Annotated in this window: 18 protein-coding genes; 12 read left to right on the top strand and 6 right to left on the bottom strand. The window is 73.1% G+C overall.

What is annotated here, in order from left to right; all coding sequences use genetic code 11:
• Window positions 1-73: 73 nt before the first annotated feature.
• The 4 genes from D3A60_RS09805 to D3A60_RS09790 all read left to right on the top strand — a co-directional run bounded on the left by D3A60_RS09805 (window position 74) and on the right by D3A60_RS09790 (window position 5705).
• Window positions 74-1714 (top strand): N-acetylmuramoyl-L-alanine amidase, encoded by a 1641-nt coding sequence (locus D3A60_RS09805; RefSeq protein WP_119718485.1) that lies wholly within the window; start codon window positions 74-76, stop codon window positions 1712-1714.
• A gap of 85 nt (window positions 1715-1799) precedes the next feature.
• On the top strand, window positions 1800-3680 hold the full coding sequence (gene mutL, locus D3A60_RS09800) for a DNA mismatch repair endonuclease MutL (RefSeq protein WP_119718484.1): 1881 nt from the start codon (window positions 1800-1802) through the stop codon (window positions 3678-3680).
• Between the two features lies 1 nt (window position 3681).
• Window positions 3682-4638, top strand: coding sequence for a DUF1684 domain-containing protein (locus D3A60_RS09795; RefSeq protein ID WP_119718483.1), 957 nt, complete (start codon window positions 3682-3684; stop codon window positions 4636-4638).
• Between the two features lie 74 nt (window positions 4639-4712).
• A complete protein-coding gene (locus D3A60_RS09790; protein WP_119718482.1) occupies window positions 4713-5705 on the top strand; it encodes a TraB/GumN family protein in 993 nt (330 codons plus the stop codon).
• A 118-nt stretch (window positions 5706-5823) separates the two neighbouring features.
• Here D3A60_RS09790 and rnfB read toward each other — a convergent pair whose 3' ends face one another.
• From rnfB to D3A60_RS09775, 3 genes are all read right to left on the bottom strand, one after another.
• Complete coding sequence (rnfB, locus tag D3A60_RS09785) at window positions 5824-6261, bottom strand: Rnf electron transport complex subunit RnfB (RefSeq protein WP_196778733.1); 438 nt, start codon at window positions 6259-6261, stop codon at window positions 5824-5826.
• 64 nt (window positions 6262-6325) lie between these two features.
• Window positions 6326-8401: a methionine--tRNA ligase gene (gene metG, locus D3A60_RS09780; RefSeq protein WP_119718481.1), complete on the bottom strand. Its 2076-nt coding sequence runs from the start codon at window positions 8399-8401 to the stop codon at window positions 6326-6328.
• 110 nt (window positions 8402-8511) lie between these two features.
• Complete coding sequence (locus D3A60_RS09775; protein WP_119718480.1) at window positions 8512-9213, bottom strand: hypothetical protein; 702 nt, start codon at window positions 9211-9213, stop codon at window positions 8512-8514.
• A gap of 107 nt (window positions 9214-9320) precedes the next feature.
• On the opposite strand from D3A60_RS09775, the gene D3A60_RS09770 reads away from it, so the two are divergent.
• The 6 genes from D3A60_RS09770 to D3A60_RS09745 all read left to right on the top strand — a co-directional run bounded on the left by D3A60_RS09770 (window position 9321) and on the right by D3A60_RS09745 (window position 16330).
• Window positions 9321-9905 carry a TetR/AcrR family transcriptional regulator gene (locus D3A60_RS09770; RefSeq protein ID WP_196778704.1) on the top strand — a complete coding sequence of 195 codons (585 nt, stop codon included), beginning with the start codon at window positions 9321-9323 and terminating at the stop codon, window positions 9903-9905.
• Window positions 9906-9976: 71 nt separating this feature from the next.
• A complete protein-coding gene (locus D3A60_RS09765; protein ID WP_119718478.1) occupies window positions 9977-13120 on the top strand; it encodes a hybrid sensor histidine kinase/response regulator in 3144 nt (1047 codons plus the stop codon).
• 60 nt (window positions 13121-13180) lie between these two features.
• A complete protein-coding gene (locus tag D3A60_RS09760; RefSeq protein WP_119718477.1) occupies window positions 13181-13690 on the top strand; it encodes a DUF1993 domain-containing protein in 510 nt (169 codons plus the stop codon).
• Between the two features lie 33 nt (window positions 13691-13723).
• Entirely contained in the window at window positions 13724-14308 is a 585-nt protein-coding gene (locus D3A60_RS09755) for a glutathione S-transferase family protein (protein ID WP_119718476.1), read from the top strand.
• Window positions 14309-14410: 102 nt separating this feature from the next.
• Window positions 14411-15220 carry an extensin-like domain-containing protein gene (locus D3A60_RS09750; RefSeq protein ID WP_119718475.1) on the top strand — a complete coding sequence of 270 codons (810 nt, stop codon included), beginning with the start codon at window positions 14411-14413 and terminating at the stop codon, window positions 15218-15220.
• Between the two features lie 66 nt (window positions 15221-15286).
• Window positions 15287-16330, top strand: coding sequence for an oxidoreductase (locus D3A60_RS09745; protein ID WP_119718474.1), 1044 nt, complete (start codon window positions 15287-15289; stop codon window positions 16328-16330).
• 112 nt (window positions 16331-16442) lie between these two features.
• On the opposite strand, the gene D3A60_RS09740 is transcribed toward D3A60_RS09745, so the two are convergent.
• Window positions 16443-17483, bottom strand: a complete 1041-nt coding sequence (locus D3A60_RS09740) for a ScyD/ScyE family protein (protein ID WP_119718473.1) — start codon at window positions 17481-17483, stop codon at window positions 16443-16445.
• 205 nt (window positions 17484-17688) lie between these two features.
• Here D3A60_RS09740 and D3A60_RS09735 point away from each other — a divergent pair, with 205 nt between their 5' ends.
• Window positions 17689-19230, top strand: a complete 1542-nt coding sequence (locus D3A60_RS09735) for a M20/M25/M40 family metallo-hydrolase (RefSeq protein WP_119718472.1) — start codon at window positions 17689-17691, stop codon at window positions 19228-19230.
• Between the two features lie 187 nt (window positions 19231-19417).
• On the opposite strand, the gene D3A60_RS09730 is transcribed toward D3A60_RS09735, so the two are convergent.
• Both D3A60_RS09730 and D3A60_RS09725 read right to left on the bottom strand, forming a co-directional pair.
• Complete coding sequence (locus tag D3A60_RS09730; protein WP_119718471.1) at window positions 19418-20383, bottom strand: hypothetical protein; 966 nt, start codon at window positions 20381-20383, stop codon at window positions 19418-19420.
• Window positions 20380-21303 carry an SEL1-like repeat protein gene (locus D3A60_RS09725; RefSeq protein WP_157981455.1) on the bottom strand — a complete coding sequence of 308 codons (924 nt, stop codon included), beginning with the start codon at window positions 21301-21303 and terminating at the stop codon, window positions 20380-20382. The genes D3A60_RS09730 and D3A60_RS09725 overlap by 4 nt, the downstream gene beginning before the upstream one ends.
• Window positions 21304-21455: 152 nt before the next feature.
• Here D3A60_RS09725 and D3A60_RS09720 point away from each other — a divergent pair, with 152 nt between their 5' ends.
• Window positions 21456-21812, top strand: coding sequence for a hypothetical protein (locus D3A60_RS09720; RefSeq protein ID WP_119718469.1), 357 nt, complete (start codon window positions 21456-21458; stop codon window positions 21810-21812).
• The last annotated feature ends 79 nt before the right edge of the window (window positions 21813-21891 follow it).

Here is a 21891-nt window from a genome sequence, read left to right as displayed (position 1 = left end):
GGTTCGGCAGGTGCCTAATTCCAAAGGAAAAAAGCGCTTGCAATTCCGCGGGGCCGGTGCTTGACTACCGGTCATGCGCGTCAAGGGGACCACTGTCCAGAAATTCCTGCTCGGCTCAGCGCTGCTGTCGGCGCTGGCGTGGAATCTCGCGCAGGCCAGTGAAATCAAGGGCTTGCAGCTCAGCGACGGTGCGACCGGCACCCGCGCCGAGATCGCCCTGGACGCGTCGGCCGAGTTCAAGGTCCTCAGGCTCTCCAACCCCAACCGCTTGGTCATCGACCTGCCCGCGTCCCGCGTCGCCGGGAGCGTCCGGATGCCGGCGCCGGCCGGCGTGGTCCGCGCCGTCCGCACCGGCCAGCCGACCCCGGGCACCGCCCGCGTCGTGTTCGAACTGGCCGAGCCGGTCGCCGAACTGAAGCCGCGGATCGAGCCCGGCGCCGACGGTGCCCGGCTGGTGATCGAATGGCCCGGCGACGGCAGTGCGAACCCGCCGCCGGCGATCGCTGCGGCGCCCGCCAACGCCGAGGCCACCCAGACACCGGCGTCCGTCGCGGCTTCGACCGCGATCACGGAGGCCGCCGTCGATCCGGCCGCAGCCTCGTCCGCGGCCACGTCGCGGCTCATTTCCGAACTGGTGTCGCGCGGTGCGCCGGCGCAGCCGACCGCGGGCGTGCGCGCCGTCGAGGCCCCGGCGTCGCCGGCGGTCGTGCGCGCGCCGACTTCCGTTCCCGCGCTGCCGCCGTCAGGCGTGGCGGCCAGCGGCGCGCCGACGGTCGCTAAGGTCCCGCCCCCGACCACCACGCGCATCGCCACCGGCGTGCCCACGCGCGTGGCGACCGGCGTGCCGACGCCTGCGGCGCCTGCCGCGTCGACAGCGCCTTCCTCCGCTGCCACGCCGGCGTCCGACGCGGCCGCGGTCAAGACCATGCGCGAGGTCATGCGCGGCCGCGGCATGCGCCCGCTGGTCATCGCGATCGATGCCGGCCACGGCGGGCAGGACCCGGGCGCTGTGGGCCTCGGCGGCAAGCGCGAGAAGGACATCACGCTGGCGATCGCGCGCGAGCTCGCCCGCCAGGTCAACGCCACGCCGGGCCTGAAGGCCTATCTGGTCCGCGACCACGACGTGTTCATCCCGCTCAACCAGCGCGCGCGCCTCGCGCGGCAGGCCAAGGCCGACATGTTCGTGTCGATCCACGCCGACGCCGCAGAGAACCGCAACGCGCGCGGCTCGTCGGTGTACGTGCTGTCGCTGAAGGGCGCGTCGTCGCAGCGTGCGCGATGGCTCGCCGACAAGGAAAACGCGGCCGACCTGATCGGCGGCGTGCGCCTGCAGCAGACCAACAACACGCTGGCGTCGGTGCTGCTGGACCTGACCCAGAGCGGCCACATGCGCGCGTCCGAGGACGCCGCCAGCCACGTGCTGCAGGGGCTGGCGAAGGTCGGCCGCAACCACAAGCCGCAGGTCGAGCGCGCCAACTTCGCGGTGCTGCGGACGTCGGACATGCCCTCGATGCTGGTCGAGACGGCGTTCATCTCGAACCCGGACGAAGAGCGGCGGCTGTCCGATCCCGACCACCAGCGCGCGCTGGCGCGGGCGGTCCTCGACGGCGTCAACACCTACTTCGTCCGCCAGCCGCCGCCGGGCACGCTGTACGCCGCGCGCGCCGCGGCGGAAGCGCCGGTCGATGCCGGCGGCGCCGGCGGCAGTCCCTGACGCCAGGCCGCGCCCGCAGGCGCGACGCCAGCGGCTATCATCGCGATTGATTCTCTGGACGGCGCCCGCGCGGCGCCGTTTTCCCGTGCCGATACGTCCGCTGCCCGACACCCTGATCAACCAGATCGCCGCCGGCGAAGTCGTCGAGCGGCCTGCGTCCGTGGTCAAGGAGCTGGTCGAGAATGCGCTCGACGCCGGCGCGACCCGCGTCGACATCGACCTCGAAGAGGGCGGCGTGCGGCTGATCCGCATCCGCGACGACGGCGCCGGCATCCCGCCCGACGAACTGCCGCTGGCGATCTCGCGCCACGCGACCAGCAAGATCGCGTCGCTCGACGACCTCGAGGGGGTCGGCACGCTCGGCTTCCGCGGCGAGGCGCTGCCGTCGATCGCGTCGGTCAGCCGGTTCGCGCTGACCTCGCGGCGGCGCGACGCCGAGCACGGCGCGGCGATCGAGGTCGACGGCGGCCGCGTCGGCGCGGTCGAGCCGCGGCCGCACCCGGTCGGCACCACGGTCGAAGTGCGCGAGCTGTTCTTCAACGTGCCGGCGCGGCGCAAGTTCCTGAAGGCCGAGCGCACCGAGCTGGGCCACATCGAGGACTGGCTGCGGCAGCTGGCGCTCGCGCGGCCCGATGTGGAGCTGCGCGTGTCGCACAACGGCCGGCCATCGCGACGGTGGAAGGGCGAGGGCTCACCGGTCAACGGCGGCCTGCTGTCCGACGCGCGCCTGCACGAGGCGCTCGGCGAGGAGTTCGCCCGCAACGTGCTGCGCGTCGACCACGCGGCCGCCGGCTTGCGCCTGCACGGCTGGATCGCCCAGCCGGCCTACAACCGCGCCAGCGCCGACCAGCAGTTTCTGTACGTCAACGGCCGCGCGGTGCGCGATCGCAGCGTCGCGCACGCGGTCAAGCAGGCCTACGCCGACGTGCTCTTCCACGGCCGCCAGCCGGCGTACGTGCTGTTCCTCGAACTCGACCCGCGGCGCGTCGACGTCAACGTCCACCCGGCCAAGCACGAGGTGCGCTTCCGCGACGCGCGGCTGATCCACGATTTCGTCTACCGCACCCTGCACGAGGCGCTGGCCGAGACCCGCGCCGGTGCGGTGTCGGGGGCGGTGGCTTCGAGCGGCGGTGCCACCGGTGCGAGCGGTGCCGCGGCGCTCGGAGGCGGATCGTTGGGGTACGGCTGGGCCGCGCCACAGGCGCCGCTCGGCCTGCCGGTGGCCGAGGCGCGCGCCGCATACGCCGCGCTGGACGGCGCGCCGGCCCCCGCGGTCAACGACGACTCGGGCCCGCTCGGCGCAGGGGGCCCGGCCGCGACCGGGTGGAGCGCCGATCGGCCGCTGCCGGCCAGCCCCGACGCGTCGCTGCCGCCGCTGGGCTACGCGATCGCGCAGCTGCACGGGATCTACATCCTGGCCGAGACCGTCGACGGCCTGATCGTCGTCGACATGCACGCCGCGCACGAGCGCATCGGCTACGAGAAGCTCAAGGCCGCGCACGACGGCGAAGGCGTTCGCACCCAGCCGCTGCTGGTGCCGGCGACGCTGGCGGTGTCCGAGCGCGAGGCCGACGCGGCCGAGCGCGAGGCGGCGACGCTGGCCGAACTGGGGTTCGAGGTCACCCGCAGCGGCCCGCAGGCGCTGGCGCTGCGCAGCGTGCCCGCGCTGCTGGCCCACGGCGACGTCGAGGCGCTGCTGCGCGACGTGCTGGCCGACCTGCGCGAGCACGGCGACGCGCCCATGGGCGCGGGCCGACGCGTGGCCGCGGTGCGCGACGAATTGCTCGCGACGATGGCCTGCCACGGCGCGGTGCGCGCCAACCGCCGCCTGTCGCTGCCGGAAATGAACGCCCTGCTGCGCGAGATGGAAGCGACCGAACGCTCCGGCCAGTGCAACCATGGCCGCCCGACGTGGGCGCGCTTTACCCTCCACGACATCGACCGCTGGTTCCTGAGAGGCCGCTGACATGCGCGCGAACACCCCGCAGCACCGACGTTCCGCATTGCACTGGCTGGCGCTCGCGGCCTGCGTGGCGCTGGCCGGCTGCGGCGACGCCGAGCAGGAGCGCGCGGCCGCCGAGCAGGCGCGCCGCGAGCAGTCGGCGTTCCTGCTCGAGCAGCAGGCGTGGCGCGACCAGCGCCGCAGCGAGCTGATCGCGCCGGAGGGCTGGACCACGCTGACCGGCCTGCACTGGCTGGAGAGCGGTTCGCACTACGTCGGCAGCGATGCCGACAATGGCATCCGCCTCGCGATGGGCCCGGCGCACCTCGGCCTGCTGCACGTTCGCGACGGGCAGGTGCGCTTCGTCGGCGAGCGCGGCGTCGCCGTGACGCTCGACGGCCAGCCGCTGCAGGGCGGCGCGACGCTGCGCACCGACCGCGATCCGGCCGGCGCGAGCAAGCTCGGCTTCGACGACGGGAAGGGCGTCGCCTCGGTGATCCGCCGCGGCGAGCGGCTCGCGCTGCGCGTCAGGCACGCGGACGCCGCGACCCGCACCGGCTTCAAGGGCCTGCAGTACTGGCCGGCGGACGCCGCGTGGCGCGTCACCGGCACCTTCACCGCGCACCCGCCCGGCAAGACGCTGCCGATCGCCAACATCGTCGGCGGCGTCGACAACATGCCCAACCCCGGCGTGATCGAGTTCCAGCGCGGCGAGCAGACCTACCGGCTGGAGGCGCTGGACGAGGGCGGCGACCAGCTGTTCGTGATCTTCGCCGACCGCACCAGCGGCCACGGCAGCTACGGCGCCGGTCGCTACCTGTACGCGACCAAGCCCGGCGTCGGCGGCAAGGTCGTCCTCGACTTCAACCAGGCCTACAACCCGCCGTGCGCGTTCACGCCGTTCGCCACGTGTCCGCTGCCGCCGAACGAGAACCGGCTCGACCTGCTGGTCGAGGCCGGCGAGAAGATCTACAAGTCCTGATCGAGCGCGAATCCAGCGCAAATCCAGCGCGACCTGCACCACGACTCCCCACACCGGCAAGGAAACCGTTCCCGATGCGCACCTTCACCCGACTCGCCCTTGCGCTGTGCGCCGCGACGGCGGCCTCGTCGCTGGCACTGGCCGCCACGCTCGACAAGCCACCGGCGGCCACTGCACCGGCCGCTGCCGTGGATGTCGTCCGCGCCGCGCCGGTGCCGCTGATGTGGAAGGTCTCCGATGCCGACAACGACGTGTACCTGCTCGGCTCGTTCCACCTGTTGAGGAACGACGACTACCCGCTTTCGCCCGACATCGACGCCGCTTTCGAAGACGCCGAGAAGGTCGTGTTCGAGGTGGCGCCCGAGGCGATGCTCGACCCGGCCAACGCCCAGGCATTCCTCGCCGCGGCCGGCTATGGCGACGCGCGCACGCTGCAGACCGTGCTGCCGGGCGAACTCCACGAGAAGCTCAACCGGCTGATGGGCGGGCAGGTGGCCTCGGTCGACGGCTACGAGCCGTGGTTCGTGAACCTGTCGTTGACCCTCGGCGTTTCGCAGGCGCTGGGTTTCAGCGCGGAAAAGGGCCTCGATCGCCACCTCATGACCCGCGCATCCGAGGCCGGCAAGCCCACCGGCGGCCTGGAGTCGATGGCCGCGCAGCTGGCCGTGCTCGACGGCACGCCGATGGACGAGCAGATCGCCGGCCTCAAGGAAATCCTCGACAAGCCGCAGGAACTGCCGACCCGGCTCAACGACCTGCACGCCGCGTGGCGCGCCGGCGACGTCGACACGCTCGACCGGGTGGCGCGCGCGGAGATGGCGCAGAAGTCGCCGGTCGCCTACCGCCGCGTCAACGTCGAGCGCAACGATGCGTGGGTGCCGCAGATCCGCCGCCTGCTCGACGAGTCCAAGCGCGACGACGCGCTGGTCGTGGTCGGCGCGCTGCACCTGCTCGGCGCCGACGGCGTGGTCGAGAAGCTGCGTGCACAGGGGCTGGCGGTCGAACGCGTGTGCAGCGCCTGCGCGACGCCTGCGGCGGGCGCCGAGCCCAAGGCGGCGGGCAGGTAGCGGTTCGCCTCGCGCCCGCGGGTCACGCGCACGGCGCGCCGCAGGGTGCGCCGTGTGCGTTTCGGGTTACGTCTTCAGCGGGGCGAGGCGTCGGGTCGTCGGTGGGCCGCGCACTGAATCAGGCCGGCACCAGCACGATGCAGTCGACTGGGCACGCCGGCACGCACAGCTCGCAGCCGGTGCACAGCGGCTCGATGACCGTGTGCATGTGCTTGGAGGCGCCGATGATCGCGTCGACCGGGCACGCCTGGATGCACTTGGTGCAGCCGATGCAGTCGGCCTCGACGACCAGCGCGACCTGCGCGGGTTTGTGCTCGCCGCGGGCGCGGTCGAACGGTTTGGCGGGCACGCGCAGCAGCGCCGCCAGCGCGCGGGCGCCGTCGTCGCCGCCCGGCGGACAGCGGTCGATGTCGGCCTCGCCGCGCGCCATCGCCTCGGCATAGGGCCGGCAGCCGTCGAAACCGCACTGGCCGCACTGGGTCTGCGGCAGCAGCCGGTCGAGGCGCTCCACCAGCGGCGTATCCGCTGCCGGGGTGCCCGGGCGTGGGGTCGGGATCGGCACGATCGGAGTGCGGCGCGGCGCCGTCTGCGGACGCGGGCGCAAGGCCCGGCCGACGGCGTCAGCGGACCGGCATGCCCGGCTGCACGCCGGCGTCGGCGTCGAGCAGGAACAGGCCGCCGCCGTCGAAGCCGGCCGACAGGATCATTCCTTCGCTGATGCCGAAGCGCATCTTGCGCGGCGCGAGGTTGGCGATGAACACCACGTGCCGGCCGACCAGCGCGTCGGGGGCGCCGTACGAACCGCGGATGCCGGAGAAGATCTGGCGCGTGCCGAGCTCGCCGGCGTCGAGTTCGAAGCGCAGCAGCTTGTCCGAGCCCTCGACGAACTCGCAGGCGGTGACCTTGCCGACCCGCAGGTCGAGCTTGGCGAAGTCGTCGATGCCGACGGTGGCGGCGCCGGACGTGGCCGCGGTGGCCGGCGTCGCGGCGGGCTCCGGTGCAGGCGTGGCCTTGGCCGGTGCGGCGGGCGCCGGCGCGGGCGCGGCGAGGGTGTCCTTGGAGGCGTCGGTCATGGCGGCGATCAGCTTCGGGTCGATTCGGGTGAACAGCGGCGCGTACGCGCCGATGCGGTGGGCGACGAGCGGGGCGCTCAGGTCGTCCCAGCGCGCGACGGGCGCGGCGAGGAACGCTTCCGCCTGTGCAGTGGTGCGCGGCAGGATCGGCTTGAGCGCGCCGGCGAGCACGCGGAACAGGTTCAGCCCCTGCGTGCACACCGCCTGCAGCTGCGCATCGCTGCCCTCCTGCTTGGCGAGCACCCACGGCTTGTGCTCGTCGATGTACTTGTTCGCCTCGTCGGCGAGCGCCATCGTCAGCCGCACCGCGGTGGCGGCCTCGTTGCGCGCGTAGGCGTCGGCGATCGGGCCGAGCTGGGCGACGAAGCGCTCGTACATCGCAGGGTCCGGCAGCGCGGCGGCGAGCTGGCCGTCGAACCCCTTCTCGATGAAGCCGGCGCAGCGGCTGGCGAGGTTGACGAATTTGCCGACCACGTCGCTGTTCACGCGCGCGGTGAAGTCGGCGAAGTTCAGATCGACGTCGTCGACGCCGCCGGAGGTCTTGGTAGCGAAGTAGTAGCGCAGCGCTTCCGGGTCGATGCCGGTGTCGAGGTAGGTGCGCGCCATCACGAACGTGCCGCGCGACTTCGACATCTTCTCGCCGTTGACCATCAGGTAGCCGTTGACGTGCAGCCGGGTCGGCGCGCGATGGCCGGAGCCGTGCAGCACCGCCGGCCAGAACAGGCCGTGGAAGTTGACGATGTCCTTGCCGATGAAGTGGTGCAGTTCGGCCTGGGTGTCCGGCGCCAGGTGCGCGGCGAAGTCCAGCCCCTCGCGCTCGCACAGCGCCTGGAAGCTCGACAGGTAGCCGATCGGCGCGTCCAGCCACACGTACAGGTACTTGCCGGGGTGGCCGGGAATCTCGAAGCCGAAGTACGGCGCGTCGCGCGAGATGTCCCAGGCGCGCAGGCCGCCGTCGGCATCGAGCCACTCCATCAGCTTGGCCTTGACGCCGGGCCCGGCCACGTCGCCGGCGAGCCACTCGCGCAGGAACGCTTCGAAGCGGCCGACCTCGAAGAAGAAGTGCTCCGAGTCGCGCAGCTCCGGCGGCGCGCCGCTGAGCACCGAGCGCGGGTCCTTCAGTTCGGTCGGCGCGTAGGTGGCGCCGCAGTTCTCGCAGTTGTCGCCGTACTGGTCGGCGGTGCCGCAGTTCGGGCACGTGCCCTTGACGTAGCGGTCGGGCAGGAACATGCCCTTGACCGGATCGAACAGCTGCGCGACCGAGCGCCGGCTGATGTGCCCGGCCGATTCCAGCGCGAGGAAGATCGCTTCGGTCAGCGCGCGGTTGCGCGGCGAATGGGTCGAGTCGTAGTGGTCGAACGCGACGCCGAAGTCGGCGAAGTCGCGCTCGTGGCCGGCCTGGATCCCGGCGATGAAGGCCTCCGGCGTCGTCCCGGCCTTCTCAGCCGCGAGCATGATCGGCGTGCCGTGGGTGTCGTCGGCGCAGACGAAGTGCGTCGTCCGGCCCGACATCCGCTGCGCCCGCGTCCACATGTCGCCCTGGATGTAGCCGACCAGGTGGCCCAGGTGCAGCGGGCCGTTGGCGTAGGGCAGGGCGCAGGTGACGACGATCGAGCGGGGCATGGGGGCGTGCGGTGGAGGCGGCCGCGAATTATCGCACGCGGGCTCCGGCCGCCCCGGCCGTCGGCCACGCGTGCGGCAGGCAATGCGGTGCGCCGCCGGCCGGCCGCGGCTCAGGCAGCGGGCGCCGCGCGGGCCGCGCCGCCGCGCCACATCAGGACGCCGACGAGCACGTACCAGACGGCGTGCGCGAGCACGACCGCGGCCATGCCGCGCACGTCGAGGACGTAGGCGCCGAGCGCGTGGCCGCCGGCACCGGCGGCGGCGATCGCCACGCCGTAGCCGCCGGCGGCGAGCGCCAGCACACGGCGGTCGCGGAGCAGGTCCAGCGACCACAGCGCGATCGCCGCCGAGATCGCGTACAGGCCAAAGCCGGCGAGCGTCTGGTTCGCGGCCCAGCACAGTCGCAGCAGGTCGCCGGCGGCCTCGACCGTGCGCGCATCGCCCCCCTGGGCGGCGACCGCGATCCGGGTGGCGATGAAGCCGTTGGTCAGCGCCGCGCCGACCATGCCGGCGGTGCCGGCGGCGTAGAGCAGGCCGGCACTGCGCACGAGCGCGCGCTGGGCGCCGCGCCGGGCGCCGAACTCGGCCAGCGCCAGCCACGACGCGAGCACGGCCGCGATCATCGCCGCATGCACCGCGGTGTTGAGGCCCTGCATCTGGACGAATCCGTCGACCACCTGCGCCTGCGTGTCCCCGTGCGCGGTCGGGTGGTGCGCCATCGCGCCAATGGCCAGGACGTGGGTGGCGATCAGCGCGGCGCCGGCGAAGCGCGCGGCGCCGGAGGATCGGGTCGCGGGGACGGGGTCGGACATCGGCGCACTCCGGGTCGGTCGATGGCGTCGACGATAGCGACGCGCCCGCGCGCGTTTCCGGACATCGGGGGGCCAACGTCCGCCCGCGCCGTGCGACGATGCCGGCGATGGGGACGGCGACACGCGCCAGCGACAGCGGCCACACCGATGCGCGCCGGCAGCGCACGCGCCAGGCCCTGCTCGGCGCGTTCTTCGTGCTGGTGCTCGAGCGCCGCTACCACGAGGTGCGCATCGACGACATCGTCGCCCGGGCCGGCGTCGGCCGCTCGACCTTCTACGAGCACTTCGCCAACAAGGACGCCCTGCTCGCGGCCAGCATCGAGGGGCCGTTCGCGATCCTCGCCGACGCCGTCGTCGCCCCGTCCGCCCCGCAGCTGCCGGGCCTGCTCGCCCACTTCTGGCAGAACCGCGCGCTGGCGCGGGGGATCCTGTCCGGCGCGGTGCGGCGCAAGGTCGCGGCGGTGCTGGTGGACCAGATCGAACGGCGGCTCAGGCGGCAGGTCGGCGCGCACCTGCGGGTGCCGCCGCGGCTGGCCGCGGTGGCGCTGGCCGAAGCGCAGCTGGGGCCGATCACCGCGTGGCTCAACGGCGAAGCCGCATGCGCGCCCGAGGCGCTCGCGCAGGCGCTGCACCAGGGCACCCGCGCGCTCGTCGATGCCTACACCTGCGGCACGGCCGGCGCCGGACGCTGACGGCGCGTGCCGGTCTGCGGGCGTGACGTGCGCGTGACGATGGGCCGCGGCGGCCATTTCAAACTATCGGGATGACGCGTCCAGAACTTCATTTCCTCGCCGGCGGCGGCGACATGGGCCAACGCCTGCGCGAGACCGACTGGAGCCGCACTGCGCTCGGCCCCGCCACGGACTGGCCGCTGCAGCTGCGCACCCTGGTCGCGCTGATGCTGGCGTCGAACCAGCCGATGTACGTGATGTGGGGGGCGACGCGCGCGTTCCTCTACAACGACCACTACGCGCCGTTCCTCGGCGCCAAGCATCCCGCCGCGCTGGCGCAGGACCTGCTCGAAGTGTGGCCGGAGATTCGCGACCAGCTCGAGCCGCTGGTCGACGCGGCGATGCGCGGCGAGGTCGTGCAGATCCCGCGCATGCAGCTGACGCTGAACCGCCACGGCTACCCCGAGGACACCCACTTCTCGTTCTTCTTCGCGCCGGTTCGCGACGACCGCGGCGCGGTGGCCGGCATGTTCGGCGCCTGCAACGAGATCACCGCACAGGTGCAGGCCGAACAGCGGCTCGCCGCCAGCGATGCGCGCCACCGCGGCGTGCTGGAGAACATGGACGAGGGCTTCGTCCTGTTCGACCGCGAGTTCCGCGTGCTCGAGGTCAACGACCTGGTCGAGACCCTGGTGCGGATGCCGCGCGATGCGATGATCGGTCGCAGCCACTGGGACCTGTTCCCGGGGACGTTCGACGCCGAGGTCGGGCGCATGTACCGGCGCGTGCTGGCCGACGGCAAGCCGGACGCGCTCGAGGCGTACTACACGTACCCCGACGGACGGGCCGCCTGGTACGAGGTGCGAGCGTTCTGCGTCGACGAGGGGCTCGCCGTGCTGTTCCGCGACGTCACCCGCCAGCGCGAGGACGCCAAGCAGGCGGCGCTCGCGGCCGAACGCGTGCAGCTGGCGCTCGACGCCGGCGCGATCGTCGGCACCTGGGTGTGGTCGGTGCCCGACGACCGCTTCATCGCCGACGAGCGCTTCGCCCGTTCGTTCGGCCTGAGCCCCGAGGACTGCCGCGCCGGCCTGTCGCTGGAGGTGGTCGCGGCCGGGATCCATCCGGACGATCTTGCGCGCGTGCACGCGGCCATTGCCGAGGCGATGGGCCGCGGCGGGCCGTACCGGTGCGAGTACCGCGTGCGCCAGTACGACGGCTCGTACCGGTGGGTCGAGGCCAACGGCCGCGTCGAGCTCGACGAGGCCGGGCAGGCGGTTCGCTTCCCCGGCGTGCTGCTCGACCACGGCGAGCGCCGTCGCGTCGAAGCCGAGCGCGACCAGGCGACCGCGCTGCTGCGCACCTTCATCGAGGCGGTGCCCGGCGTCGTCTACGCGAAGGACCGCGACGGCCGGCTGATCATCGGCAACCGCGGCGTCGCCGAGCTGCTCGGAATGCCGCACGAGGCGTACATCGGGCACACCGACCTCGAGGTGCTCGCCGATCCGGCGCAGGCCGAGGCGGTGATGGCGACCGACCGGCGGATCATGGAGTCCGGCGTGGCCGAACAGGTCGAGGAGCACATCCAGCTGGCCGACGGCTCGCCGGCGTGGTGGCTGTCGACCAAGGCGCCGATGCGCGACGCCGGCGGCGAGGTGATCGGGCTGATCGGCGCCTCGCTCGACATCACCGACCGCAAGCGCATCGACAGCGAGCTGCGCCTGTCGCAGCAGCGCAACGCGCTGGCGCTCGACGTCGCCCAGCTCGGCACGTGGAGCTGGGACTGCGCCAGCGCACTGCTCAGCGTCGACGCGCGCACCGCGGAGATCTGCGGCGTGCCGCTGGAGAGCGGCCCGTTCACGCTGGAAGACGTGGTCCGCGCCGTGCATCCCGACGACTGGCCGCGCGTGCAGGCCGGCCTGCGCGCCGCGCAGTCGCCCGAGCGCGACGGCCGCTTCAGCCAGGAGTTCCGCGTGGTGCGGCCCAGCGGCCGGGTGGTGTGGACGATGGCGCGCGGTCAGGCCACGTTCCTGGGCGACGGCGACGAGCGCGTCGCCGCGACCATGATCGGCACCGTGTTCGACGTCACCGAGCGCCGCCACATGCTCGAGAGCCTCGAGCAGGCCGACCGGCGCAAGGACGAGTTCCTGGCGATGCTGGCCCACGAGCTGCGCAACCCGCTCGCGCCGATCGGCACCGCCGCGCAGCTGCTGAAGATGGCGCCCGGCGACGAGGCGCACGTGGCGCAGACGGCGCAGATCATCGCCCGCCAGGTCACCCACATGACCGAGATGGTCGACGACCTGCTGGACGTCTCGCGGGTCACCCGCGGGCTGGTCGAGTTCGACCGCGAACCGGTCGACCTGCGCGCGATCATCGCCGCGGCGATCGAGCAGGCCGAGCCGGTCCTGCAGGCGCGGCAGCACAAGCTGGTGACCGAATCGTCCGGCACCGCCGCGATCGTGCTCGGCGACCGCCACCGGCTGGTGCAGGTGGTGTCGAACCTGCTCAACAACGCGGCCAAGTACACGCCGCAGGGCGGCCGGATCACGGTGGCGATCGCCGCGTCGGACGAGGAGGTCGGCATCCGCGTGTCCGACAACGGCATCGGCATGGACGAGCGGCTGCTGCCGCAGGTGTTCGACCTGTTCACCCAGGGCGAGCGCACGCCCGACCGTTCGCAGGGCGGGCTCGGCATCGGCCTGGCGCTGGTGCGCAGCATCGTCCAGCTGCACGGCGGACGCGTGTCGGCGCACAGCGCCGGCCAGGGGCAGGGCAGCACCTTCGCCGTGGTGCTCCCGCGTGCGCCGACCAGCGCGCTGCCGGTGGCGGACGTGCCGGGCCCGCGGCAGGGGCCGCACCGGCGCACCGTGCTGGTGGTCGACGACAACCGCGATGCGGCCGACACGCTGGCCGCGGTGCTGCGCGTGCTCGGCCACGAGGTCGCCACCGCCGCGCACGGGCACGAGGCGCTGGCGCTGGCCGCCACGCGCAGCGACTGGGACGCCTTCATCCTCGACATCGGCATGCCGGACATGACCGGGCACGAACTGGCCGGGCACCTGCGCCGGCTGGTCGCCGGGCGCAAGCCGCGCTTCATCGCCCTCACCGGCTACGGCCAGGCGCAGGACGAGGCGATGTCGCGCGCGGCCGGGTTCGACCACCACCTGGTCAAGCCGGCCGACATCGCCCACCTGCAGGCCCTGCTCGGCGAGTCGGCGGCGCTGTCGGACCGGTAGCGCGCCCCGCACGCCGCCGCGCCGCGGCTACCATGCAGTCCCCCTTCCCGCGAGACCGCCATGACCGTTTCGATGCACGCCGCGTCCGTTCCCGTGTTCAAGCAGATGCTCGGCGGCCTCGCCGACGTGCTGGCCAAGGCCGAGGCGCATGCGGCGCAGCGCAAGATCGACCCGGCCGCGCTGCTGCAGTCGCGGCTGTTCCCGGACATGTTCCCGCTGGTGCGCCAGGTGCAGATCGCGTGCGACTTCGCCAAGAGCGTGCCGGCGCGGCTCGCCGGCGAGGACGTGCCGGCGTACGACGACACCGAGCAGACGTTCGCCGAGCTGCAGGCGCGGATCGCGAAGACGCTGGCCTTCATCGACGGACTCGACGCGGCGCGCTTCGACGGCAGCGAGCAGCGCGAGATCGTGCTGCGCCCCGGCACGCCGAAGGAGCGCACGATCCACGGCCAGGCCTACCTGCTGAACTACGGGCTGCCGCAGTTCTTCTTCCATGTCGCCACGGCGTACGGGCTGCTGCGCCACGCCGGCGTCGAGATCGGCAAGAAGGACTACATGGGCGCGTACTGACGCCCCTGCGTGCGCTCGGCGCCGGAGCCCGCGATGGACCTGCAGCTGATCTACACCCCGCGTTCCCACTTCAGTCGCAAGGTGCGGCTGCTGCTGGACGGGCTCGGCATCGAGGCGGCGCTGGTCGACGCCGGAAACGCCGCCGCGCTGGACCCGGCGCTGTTCGGGCCAAATCCGCTGATGAAGGTGCCGACGCTGCTCGACGGCGGGCGCGCGGTGTTCGAGTCCGACCACATCGCCGCGCACCTGGTGCGCACGCGCGACCCCGGCGACCGGTTCGGCGTGCTGACCGCCGACGTCGACGCGCTCAATGCGCGTGCGGTGATGAACGGCGCGATGGGCGCCGAGGTCGAGCTCGTGCTCGGCGCGCGCAGCGGCTTCGACACCGCGCACCCGCGCTTCGACAAGATGCGCACCGCGCTGGTCGCCGCGCTGGACTGGCTCGAGCAGCGGCATGGTCTCTTCGGGGACGCGCCCGACTACCTCGGCTTCCACCTCGTGTCGCTGTGGGACCACGTCGCGCTGTACGACCTGGTGCCGCTGGAGCACCCGCGGTTGCGCGCGCGCGTCGAGCGGCTGTCGGCGCTTCCGTTCGTCGCAGCGTCGAAGCCGCGCTAGCCGTCGGTCGGCACGCGTGAGGCTCGCTCTGGTGCACGAAGAGGGCAGACGCGGCCTGCGGCGCTGCGGTGGAGCGGCGGCGCGCCGGGGCGGGGTTCGCGCGTGACCGGATCGGCACCCGTTCCCAAGCGGCGGCTCGCGTGGCTGTCGCTGCTGCTGGTCGCACTGGCCGGCGCGTGGGCGCTGCGTAGCGGCGCGATCGCCGTGCCCGAGGCGTGGAATCCATGGGCGCCGCTGCGAATCGACGCGCCCCCGAACCTGCTGACCGGCCTGAAGCTGTCGCGCGCGTCGGCCGATCCGGCCGCATGCCGCGCGGCGCTCGCGCAGGCCGACATGGCGCTCGTGCCGGTCGACGATCGCCGGACCGGCACCGGCTGCGGCTTCGCCAACGCGGTGCGGATCGAGCGCAGCAGCGTCGCCGTCGGCGAGCCGTTCACGCTGAGCTGCCGCGCGGCGCTGTCGCTGGCGATGTGGGAGCGGCACGCACTGCAGCAGGCGGCGCGCACGCACCTCGGCGCCGGCGTGCAGCGGATCGAGCACCTGGGCTCGTACGCGTGCCGCAACCTGTACGGCGAAGACGGGCGTCGCCGCAGTCAGCACGCGACCGCCGACGCGCTCGACATCGCCGGCTTCGTGCTCGACAACGGCCGCCGCGTCCGCGTGCTGGGCGGCTGGGCGTCGCCGGACGGGGCATCGGCCGGCGCTGCGTCGACCGACCGGGTGGAGGCCGCCGGGCGCGCGCGTGCGGCGTTGACGAGCGGCGCGGACCCCGACGCCGCCGAGGCGGCGTTCCTGCGCGCGGTGCACGACGGGGCGTGCCGCTACTTCGACGCGGTGCTCGGCCCGGACTACAACCGCGCGCACGCCGACCACTTCCATTTCGACCGCGGCCGCGCCCGCGTCTGCCGCTAGCGCGACGCGCGCCGCGGCGGCCGACGGTATCGTGGGCTTCCCGCACGCCTCGACCGGACGACCGCCATGAGCCCCGACCTGCCGATTCCCGTTGCGCTGATCGGGTACGGATTCGCGGGCCGCACGTTCCACGCGCCGCTGATCGGCGCGGTGCCGGCGCTGTCGCTGGCCGTGGTCGCCTCGCGCGATGCCGACCGCGTGCACGCGGACCTGCCGGGCGTCGACGTGCTCGCCGATCCGCTGCACGCCGCGGTCGATCCGCGCATCGAGCTGGTCGTGATCGCTTCACCGAACGACACCCACGCGCCACTGGCGCGCGCCGCGCTGGCGGCCGGCAAGCACGTCGTGGTCGACAAGCCGCTAACGCCGGACCTCGCCGACGCGCGTGCCCTGGTGGAGTTGGCCCAACGCGGCGGCCGCCTGCTGTCGGTGTTCCATAACCGCCGCTGGGACAGCGACTTCCTTGCGGTGCGCGAGGCCGTCGACGCGGGGCGCATCGGCGAGGTCGTGCACCTGGAGTCGCGGATCGAGCGGTTCCGTCCGCAGGTCCGGGACCGCTGGCGCGAACAGGCCGTGCCGGGCGGCGGCCTGTGGTGGGACCTCGGGCCGCACCTGGTCGACCAGGCGCTGCAGCTGCTCGGCCGGCCGGACACCGTGCTGGCCAGCGTGGCCGCGCAACGCGACGGCGCGCAGGCGGCGGACTGGGCGCACGCGGTGCTCGCGTTCGGCTCGCGCCGCGCGGTGCTGCATGCCAGCGTGCTGGCCGCCGCGGCGGGTGCCCGCTTCGTCGTGCACGGCACGCGCGGCAGCGTGGTCAAGCGTCGTCCCGATCCGCAGGAGGCGCAGCTGATCGCCGGCGTGCGGCCCGGCGACGCCGCGTGGGGCGTCGACGACGACGCGCTCGAATGGCACGACGACCGCGGCGGCGTGCAGTCGCTGCCGACGCCGCGCGGCGACCAGTCGCGCTACTACGCCGGCATCGCCGCGGCGCTGCGCGCAGGCGGGGCCAACCCGGTCACGCCGCGCGACGCGCTCGACGTGATGGCGGTGCTGGAGGCCGCCGAGCGGTCGGCCGCCACCGGCCGCGCGGTGGAGCCCGACTGGCGCTGAGCCCAAGGCCGCGCGAGCGATCGCCGCGCGGCGCAGGCCCGCCGACGCGAAGACGCCCGATGCCGGAGGCGCGGTCGCACATGCTCCGCGCCACCGTTGGGGCACGCGTCGGCTACGGCACCACCTTCAGCACTTCGCCGGTGGCGATCGACGCGCCGCGGTTGCTCACGTAGAGCGCGCCGTCGTCGCCGACGGCGAGCGCCGTCGGCCGTTCCAGCCCGCCGACCACCAGCGAGCGCGAACCGTCCGGCGCGACGCGCACGATCTGCCCCGGCCCACCGAAGAACAGCGCGCCGGTGGCGTGCTGCAGCACGTACAGGCTGCCATCGGCGCCGAACGCCATGTCGATGATGGTCTTGAAGCCGCCCAGGTGGACCTCCGGCTCGCCGCCGGGCTCGAGCCGGTACACGCGCGCCGAGCCGTCGGCGAACGGCACGCCGGTCAGTTCGCCGATGTACCAGGCGCCGTCGGGGCCGCGCACCACCGTGGTCGGCACCGCGTCGGTCGAGCGGGCCGGCCGCGACGGAAAGACCGCCAGCGTCTCGATGTCGCCGCGGGCCGACACGCGCAGCAGCGCATTGGCGCCGGCGTCGGCCACCACGTGAGCACCGCCGTCGGCGGCCACGCCGTACGGGTTGGTGTCGACCGGGCCGCCGGCCGGATTGTTGGCGCCTTCGTGCGCGGACACGTCGGCATCGACCCGCCACGCGCCGTCCGGCGTTACCCGCAGCAGGGTGCCGAACAGCGCGCCGAGCTCGCCGAAGCCGGCGCGCTCGGCCGGGTCCGCGCCGAAGCCGACCGTTACGCGGGCGTTGCCGCGGCCGACGAAGGCGATGTCGTGCGCGCCGGTGATCTCCGCGCCGGCCGGATCGGTGTACGACGGCAGGCCTTCGACGACGCGCTGCTGCGTGCCGTGCCACAGCCGCGTGATCGCACCGGAGGGTCCGTAGCAGCGGGGCACGCCGCGCAGCGTCGCGCACGGGCCGGCCCCGCCGCGGCCGGCTTCGACCACGTACAGCGCGCCCTCCGGCCCGAACGCCAGTCCGCGCGGGTTGTCGAGGTTGCTCATCACCGTCGTGACCGATGCGGCATGCGCGGCGGGCAGGGAGGTCAGCGTGGCCAGGGCGAGTACGGTCAGGGCGGCGGCTTTCATGGGGCGCTCCAGTCGACGGGGACGGTGTCGCGCGGGCGGCGCGGCGGTCACCGCAGCCAACGCGGCGATGCAGCGGTGCGGGCCATGCCGGGCGACCCATCACCCGTGCAGGGGAGGGTCGTCGCGGCAGGGCGAGTCGGCGCCGCGCCACGGTCCGCCGCGGCGCGCGCTAGGATCGGGGCTCGTCGCCTCTGGGGAACCGCCGATGCTCACGCCGTCCGGTCATGCACCGCTCCGCCGCCGCGCGCGACTGCGCGCGCTCGCCGCATCGATCGTGATCCCGCTCGTCGCGTGCGCCGCCGGTGCGCACGCGGCCGCCGCCGATCTCGACGCGATCCGCACGCAGGTCGTCGCGCAGCACGACGTATCGGTCAAGCGGCTGCAGGAGTGGATCGCGCTGCCGTCGATCGCCGCAGAGGACCTCAACGTGCAGCAGGGCGCCGAGCACATGGCGAAGCTGGCGCGCGAGGCGGGCTTCCAGAAGGTCGAAATCGTGCAGACCGACGGCAAGCCGGGCGTGTTCGCCACGCTCGACGCCGGCGCGCCGACGACCGTCGGCCTGTACTTCATGTACGACGTCAAGCAGTACGACGCCAGCGAGTGGGTCGCGCCGCCGCTGGAGGCGCGGATCGTCGACCGCCCCGGCGTCGGCAAGGTGATGATCGGCCGCGGCGCGACCAACCAGAAGGGGCCGCAGTCGGCGCTGCTCGCCGCGCTTCACGCGATCCGCGATGCGAAGCAGGCGATGCCGGTCAACCTGGTGCTGGTGGCCGAAGGCGAAGAGGAGATCGGCTCGCCGAACATCGGCCAGCTCGCGCTGCGGCCGGACGTCCAGGCCGCGCTGAAGAACACCGTCGGCGTGTTCATGCCGATGGCGCTGCAGGACGCCGACGGCGAGGTCGTCGTGAACCTCGGCGCGAAGGGCATCGTCGAGCTCGAGCTCGTCGCCGACGGCACCGCCTGGGGCCGCGGCCCGGCCAAGGACGTGCATTCCTCGCTGAAGGCGATGGTCGACAGCCCGGCGTGGCGGCTGGTCAAGGCGCTCGACACGCTGGTGTCGGACGACGGCAACACGATCACCGTCGACGGGTATCCCGCCGCGCCGCCGATCAGCGCCGAACACCGGGCGATGGTCGCGGCCGCGATGGCCAAGCGCAACGAAGCGCGCGCCAGGCAGCAGCTCGGCGTGCCGCGCTGGATCGACGACCTGCCGTGGCAGCAGGCGAACGAGCGGCTGGTGTCGCAGCCGACGATCAACATCGAGGGCCTGGTCGGTGGCTACACCGGGCCCGGTGGCAAAACCGTGCTGCCGCACCGCGCGGTCGCGAAGATCGACATGCGGCTGGTGCCGCCGATGACCCGCGACGGTGCGGTCGCGGCGCTGAAGGCGCACCTGGCCAAGCGCGGCTACGGCGACATCGCCGTCAACGTCAGCGGCGGCTACAACCCGACCAGCACCGACGCGAGTTCGCGGCTGGTGCAGGCGCAGCTGGCGGTGCTCAAGCGGAACGGGTTGGAGCCGCTGCTGTGGCCGCGACTGGCCGGCTCGTACCCGGGCTTCGTTTTCACCGAGCCGCCGCTGGGCCTGCCGTCGGCGCACTTCGGCCTCGGCCACGGCGGCGGCGCGCACGCGCCCGACGAGTACTTCGTGATCGAGTCGTCCAAGCCCGCCGTGCGCGGCTACGACGGCGCGGTGATGTCGTACGTCGAGTACCTGTACGAGCTGGGCAGCGGCAGCGGGCGATAGCGTCGGGCCGCGGTGGAGCGCGGCGCCGGCTCTGGCACGGTCCGTACCTACGATGCAGGGCCGCGCAAGGGGTCTATGGCGGGCGTGAGGATACAGACGAGGCCGATGTCCGTTCGCCGTCAGCTCCGCGGCGGCGATGCGATGCCCAGGGACGGTCGTGCGACGCAGGCCGTGCACGGCCTGTGTGTCACCAGCGTCGCCGGGAACGTGGCGCGTCCTTGAACGAGGCAAGGAAGATTCGCTGGCCTTCGGATTGAATGGACGGCCACTGATCCGGCGGTATTTCGGGGTGGCGGTGCTTGGGGCCCGTACTCCACAGATCGTCGAACTCGCCTATGCGCCGACCGCGCACCAGCGAGCGCACGTATTCGTAGACGACCAGCGTGCGCAGGTCACGCGCGTACAGGCCGCTGCCATAGCCGTGCGACTCGACGTACAGGTCCAGCGAGCTTTCGTCTCCTTCGCGAATGCCGGCCTCGATCCATTCGCGCGCCAGCTGGCGGCGCCTGGCGAGGCGTTCGACATCCCGTATCACGGCGTTTCGATCCTCGAGGTCCTTGGCCAGCGCGGCCGCGAATGCCTGCTGCGCAGCACGATCGCCCTGCCGGCCCGCCCTCTCGAGCCAGTCCACGCCTTCGGCGACCCGGGCCCGTTCTACTGAAGTGCACTCCTCGTAGCGCTGCATGCCGACGATGAAGTGTGTTTCGGCATTTCGCACCCGATTGGACATATCCCAGTCCGGACGTTCGGCACCGTCTCGCTTCGCCCACTCGAGTTCGTCCTGGTAGGCCGTCCAAAGCTTTTCGGGAGTCCTGTCGCGGAGCGTCCTGTTGCAATCCGACATCCGCTTGCCGAGCACGTACATGGCGTGCACCTCGCCCGCGTCGGCCTGCGCCTGCAGTCGGCCTGCCACGTCCGCCAAGGGCATGCGCCAGTCTGCGTCGGCCGGATCGATCGGCGCGTTGAACCGATCGTCCGCAGGACGCGCACGCAGCCGCGCGAACTCGCGCGCGACTTCATCGATCTGCCGGGACGATTCGCCCGTGGCCACGGGCGTGCTCGACCCCACGCTGCCGCGCATGAGCAGCCAGGCACCGCCGGCGCCGATGACGGTCGCGAGCGTGGCCACCGCGAGCCACCGGGAGCGGCTCATCGCGTCGCTCCGTTCGGCTCGACCACCGAGAGGAGGCGCTGCGCCTCCCGTTCGGCCAGCGCGCGCGCCGACGAGGACATGCCGGCGGCTGCCTTCTCTTCGCCCATGCGCAGCATGGCAGCCGGAAGCCGCTTGGCGGCGGCGGTCTGCCGGTAGGCGAGCCAATACGACAGCGCTCGGACGGGATCGGGTTCGAGGATGCCCTCGGCGGAGTGGCCCTTCGCAAGCGCAAGCAGCGCAGCCGGTTCCCCGGCGCGCAGCGCCCGCTCGGCATAGGCGCGGGTCAGCTCCCGCCGTCGGGCGACCTCGGCGGCATTGTCGAGGAGCTCCGCCGTTTCCTTGAACGGCTTGAAGGCAACGTCGCCGTAGCGCGCCATCGCCATCGGATGACCCGACGCGGCGGCGCGGCTGATCCAGTGGAATGCGTCCTGCGTCGGCGGATTGGCGCGCAGCCCGTCGGTCTGGTCGCAGATGCGTTCCGCTTCCTCGTAGGCGAACAGAAACAGGTCGATGGTTGTCTCGGAATCCAGCGGCTCCTCGCCGAAGCGCGCCGCCTTGCCGACGCCGGCCACCAGCCGCGCCAGCATCGCCGTGAACTCGCCCGCCGGCATCGGCCTGTAGTCGAGGCACAGGGCGATGACCTCGCCCAACCGGTAGGCCGCCGCCGCATCGCCGTCGGCGGCGCGCGCCTCCAGCTCGGCGCGTTGGGCGTCGAACCGCCCCGGCAGAAGTGCGGGCCGCGTGGCCGTCCTTGCGCCCGACCCGACGATGCGGTCCGCCATGCTGGCGTCGCGCGGACTGGACGACTGGGCAGGCACCGACAGCCTCCCGTCGACCCGTGGGGCGGTGGACCACCAGGCAAGCAGGCCAGCGCCCAGTCCCGCGGCAGCCACGCACGTGATCAACGTCTTGCGCTTCATCGAATTGGCATCCTTTCCTGCAACGTGCACGTCCCCGCGCGCAAGCGTATACGCGTTCAGCCCCGCATGGCGCGAAATCGAACGGTGCCGCTTCTCCCCGCGCGCGGATCTCCGATAGCCTTGGGCATCGCGGGCACAGTCGAAGGAAGACCATGCGCAAGTCCGACGCCGCAGGCGCGTCACGCCTGCCGTTCACGCGCGCGATCGCGGTGGCCCTGGCGTCGCTGGCCCTGGGGTGGGGCTGGATGATCCTCGTGACGACGCGGCTGCCGTGGGACAGCCGCTGGCACTGGCTGCCGGTCGCCTGCTTCGCGCTGGCGGCCGCGGCGGCGGCGATCGGCTGGGACGACGAGGACCGGCGCCCCGCCAGCGTGCTGCTGGGCCTGGGTTCGATCGGCAGCGTGATGCTCTACGTGGTCGAGTACGTGTTCCTGGTGTTCGCGTTCGGCGGCAGTGATAGGCGCCGTCTTTCGGACCGATCGTTTTTGCCATCGGCCACGTGCGAATGACCCAACCGTTGGCACTGCATCCGCCGCGCCGGACGCGGTAAAACAACGCCGGCCCCGGGGAGGGGCTCCGTTGGGCCCG

This window comes from Cognatilysobacter tabacisoli, assembly GCF_003586305.1.
Classification (GTDB): Bacteria; Pseudomonadota; Gammaproteobacteria; order Xanthomonadales; family Xanthomonadaceae; genus Cognatilysobacter_A; species Cognatilysobacter_A tabacisoli.
The sequence above is the reverse complement of the archived record's forward strand: the minus strand, read 5'-3'. Positions and strand labels throughout refer to the sequence as shown.

Bases quoted from the DNA above. Each gene is read 5' to 3' on its own strand.
- D3A60_RS09775 (WP_119718480.1), bottom strand. From the start codon at position 9,213: ATGTCCGACCCCGTCCCCGCGACCCGATCCTCCGGCGCCGCGCGCTTC.
- D3A60_RS09720 (WP_119718469.1), top strand. From the start codon at position 21,456: ATGCGCAAGTCCGACGCCGCAGGCGCGTCACGCCTGCCGTTCACGCGC.
- D3A60_RS09760 (WP_119718477.1), top strand. From the start codon at position 13,181: ATGACCGTTTCGATGCACGCCGCGTCCGTTCCCGTGTTCAAGCAGATG.
- D3A60_RS09795 (WP_119718483.1), top strand. From the start codon at position 3,682: ATGCGCGCGAACACCCCGCAGCACCGACGTTCCGCATTGCACTGGCTG.
- D3A60_RS09745 (WP_119718474.1), top strand. From the start codon at position 15,287: ATGAGCCCCGACCTGCCGATTCCCGTTGCGCTGATCGGGTACGGATTC.
- D3A60_RS09725 (WP_157981455.1), bottom strand. From the start codon at position 21,303: ATGAAGCGCAAGACGTTGATCACGTGCGTGGCTGCCGCGGGACTGGGC.
- D3A60_RS09805 (WP_119718485.1), top strand. From the start codon at position 74: ATGCGCGTCAAGGGGACCACTGTCCAGAAATTCCTGCTCGGCTCAGCG.
- D3A60_RS09755 (WP_119718476.1), top strand. From the start codon at position 13,724: ATGGACCTGCAGCTGATCTACACCCCGCGTTCCCACTTCAGTCGCAAG.
- D3A60_RS09770 (WP_196778704.1), top strand. From the start codon at position 9,321: ATGGGGACGGCGACACGCGCCAGCGACAGCGGCCACACCGATGCGCGC.
- D3A60_RS09765 (WP_119718478.1), top strand. From the start codon at position 9,977: ATGACGCGTCCAGAACTTCATTTCCTCGCCGGCGGCGGCGACATGGGC.
- D3A60_RS09730 (WP_119718471.1), bottom strand. From the start codon at position 20,383: ATGAGCCGCTCCCGGTGGCTCGCGGTGGCCACGCTCGCGACCGTCATC.
- D3A60_RS09735 (WP_119718472.1), top strand. From the start codon at position 17,689: ATGCTCACGCCGTCCGGTCATGCACCGCTCCGCCGCCGCGCGCGACTG.
- metG (WP_119718481.1), bottom strand. From the start codon at position 8,401: ATGCCCCGCTCGATCGTCGTCACCTGCGCCCTGCCCTACGCCAACGGC.
- D3A60_RS09790 (WP_119718482.1), top strand. From the start codon at position 4,713: ATGCGCACCTTCACCCGACTCGCCCTTGCGCTGTGCGCCGCGACGGCG.
- D3A60_RS09740 (WP_119718473.1), bottom strand. From the start codon at position 17,483: ATGAAAGCCGCCGCCCTGACCGTACTCGCCCTGGCCACGCTGACCTCC.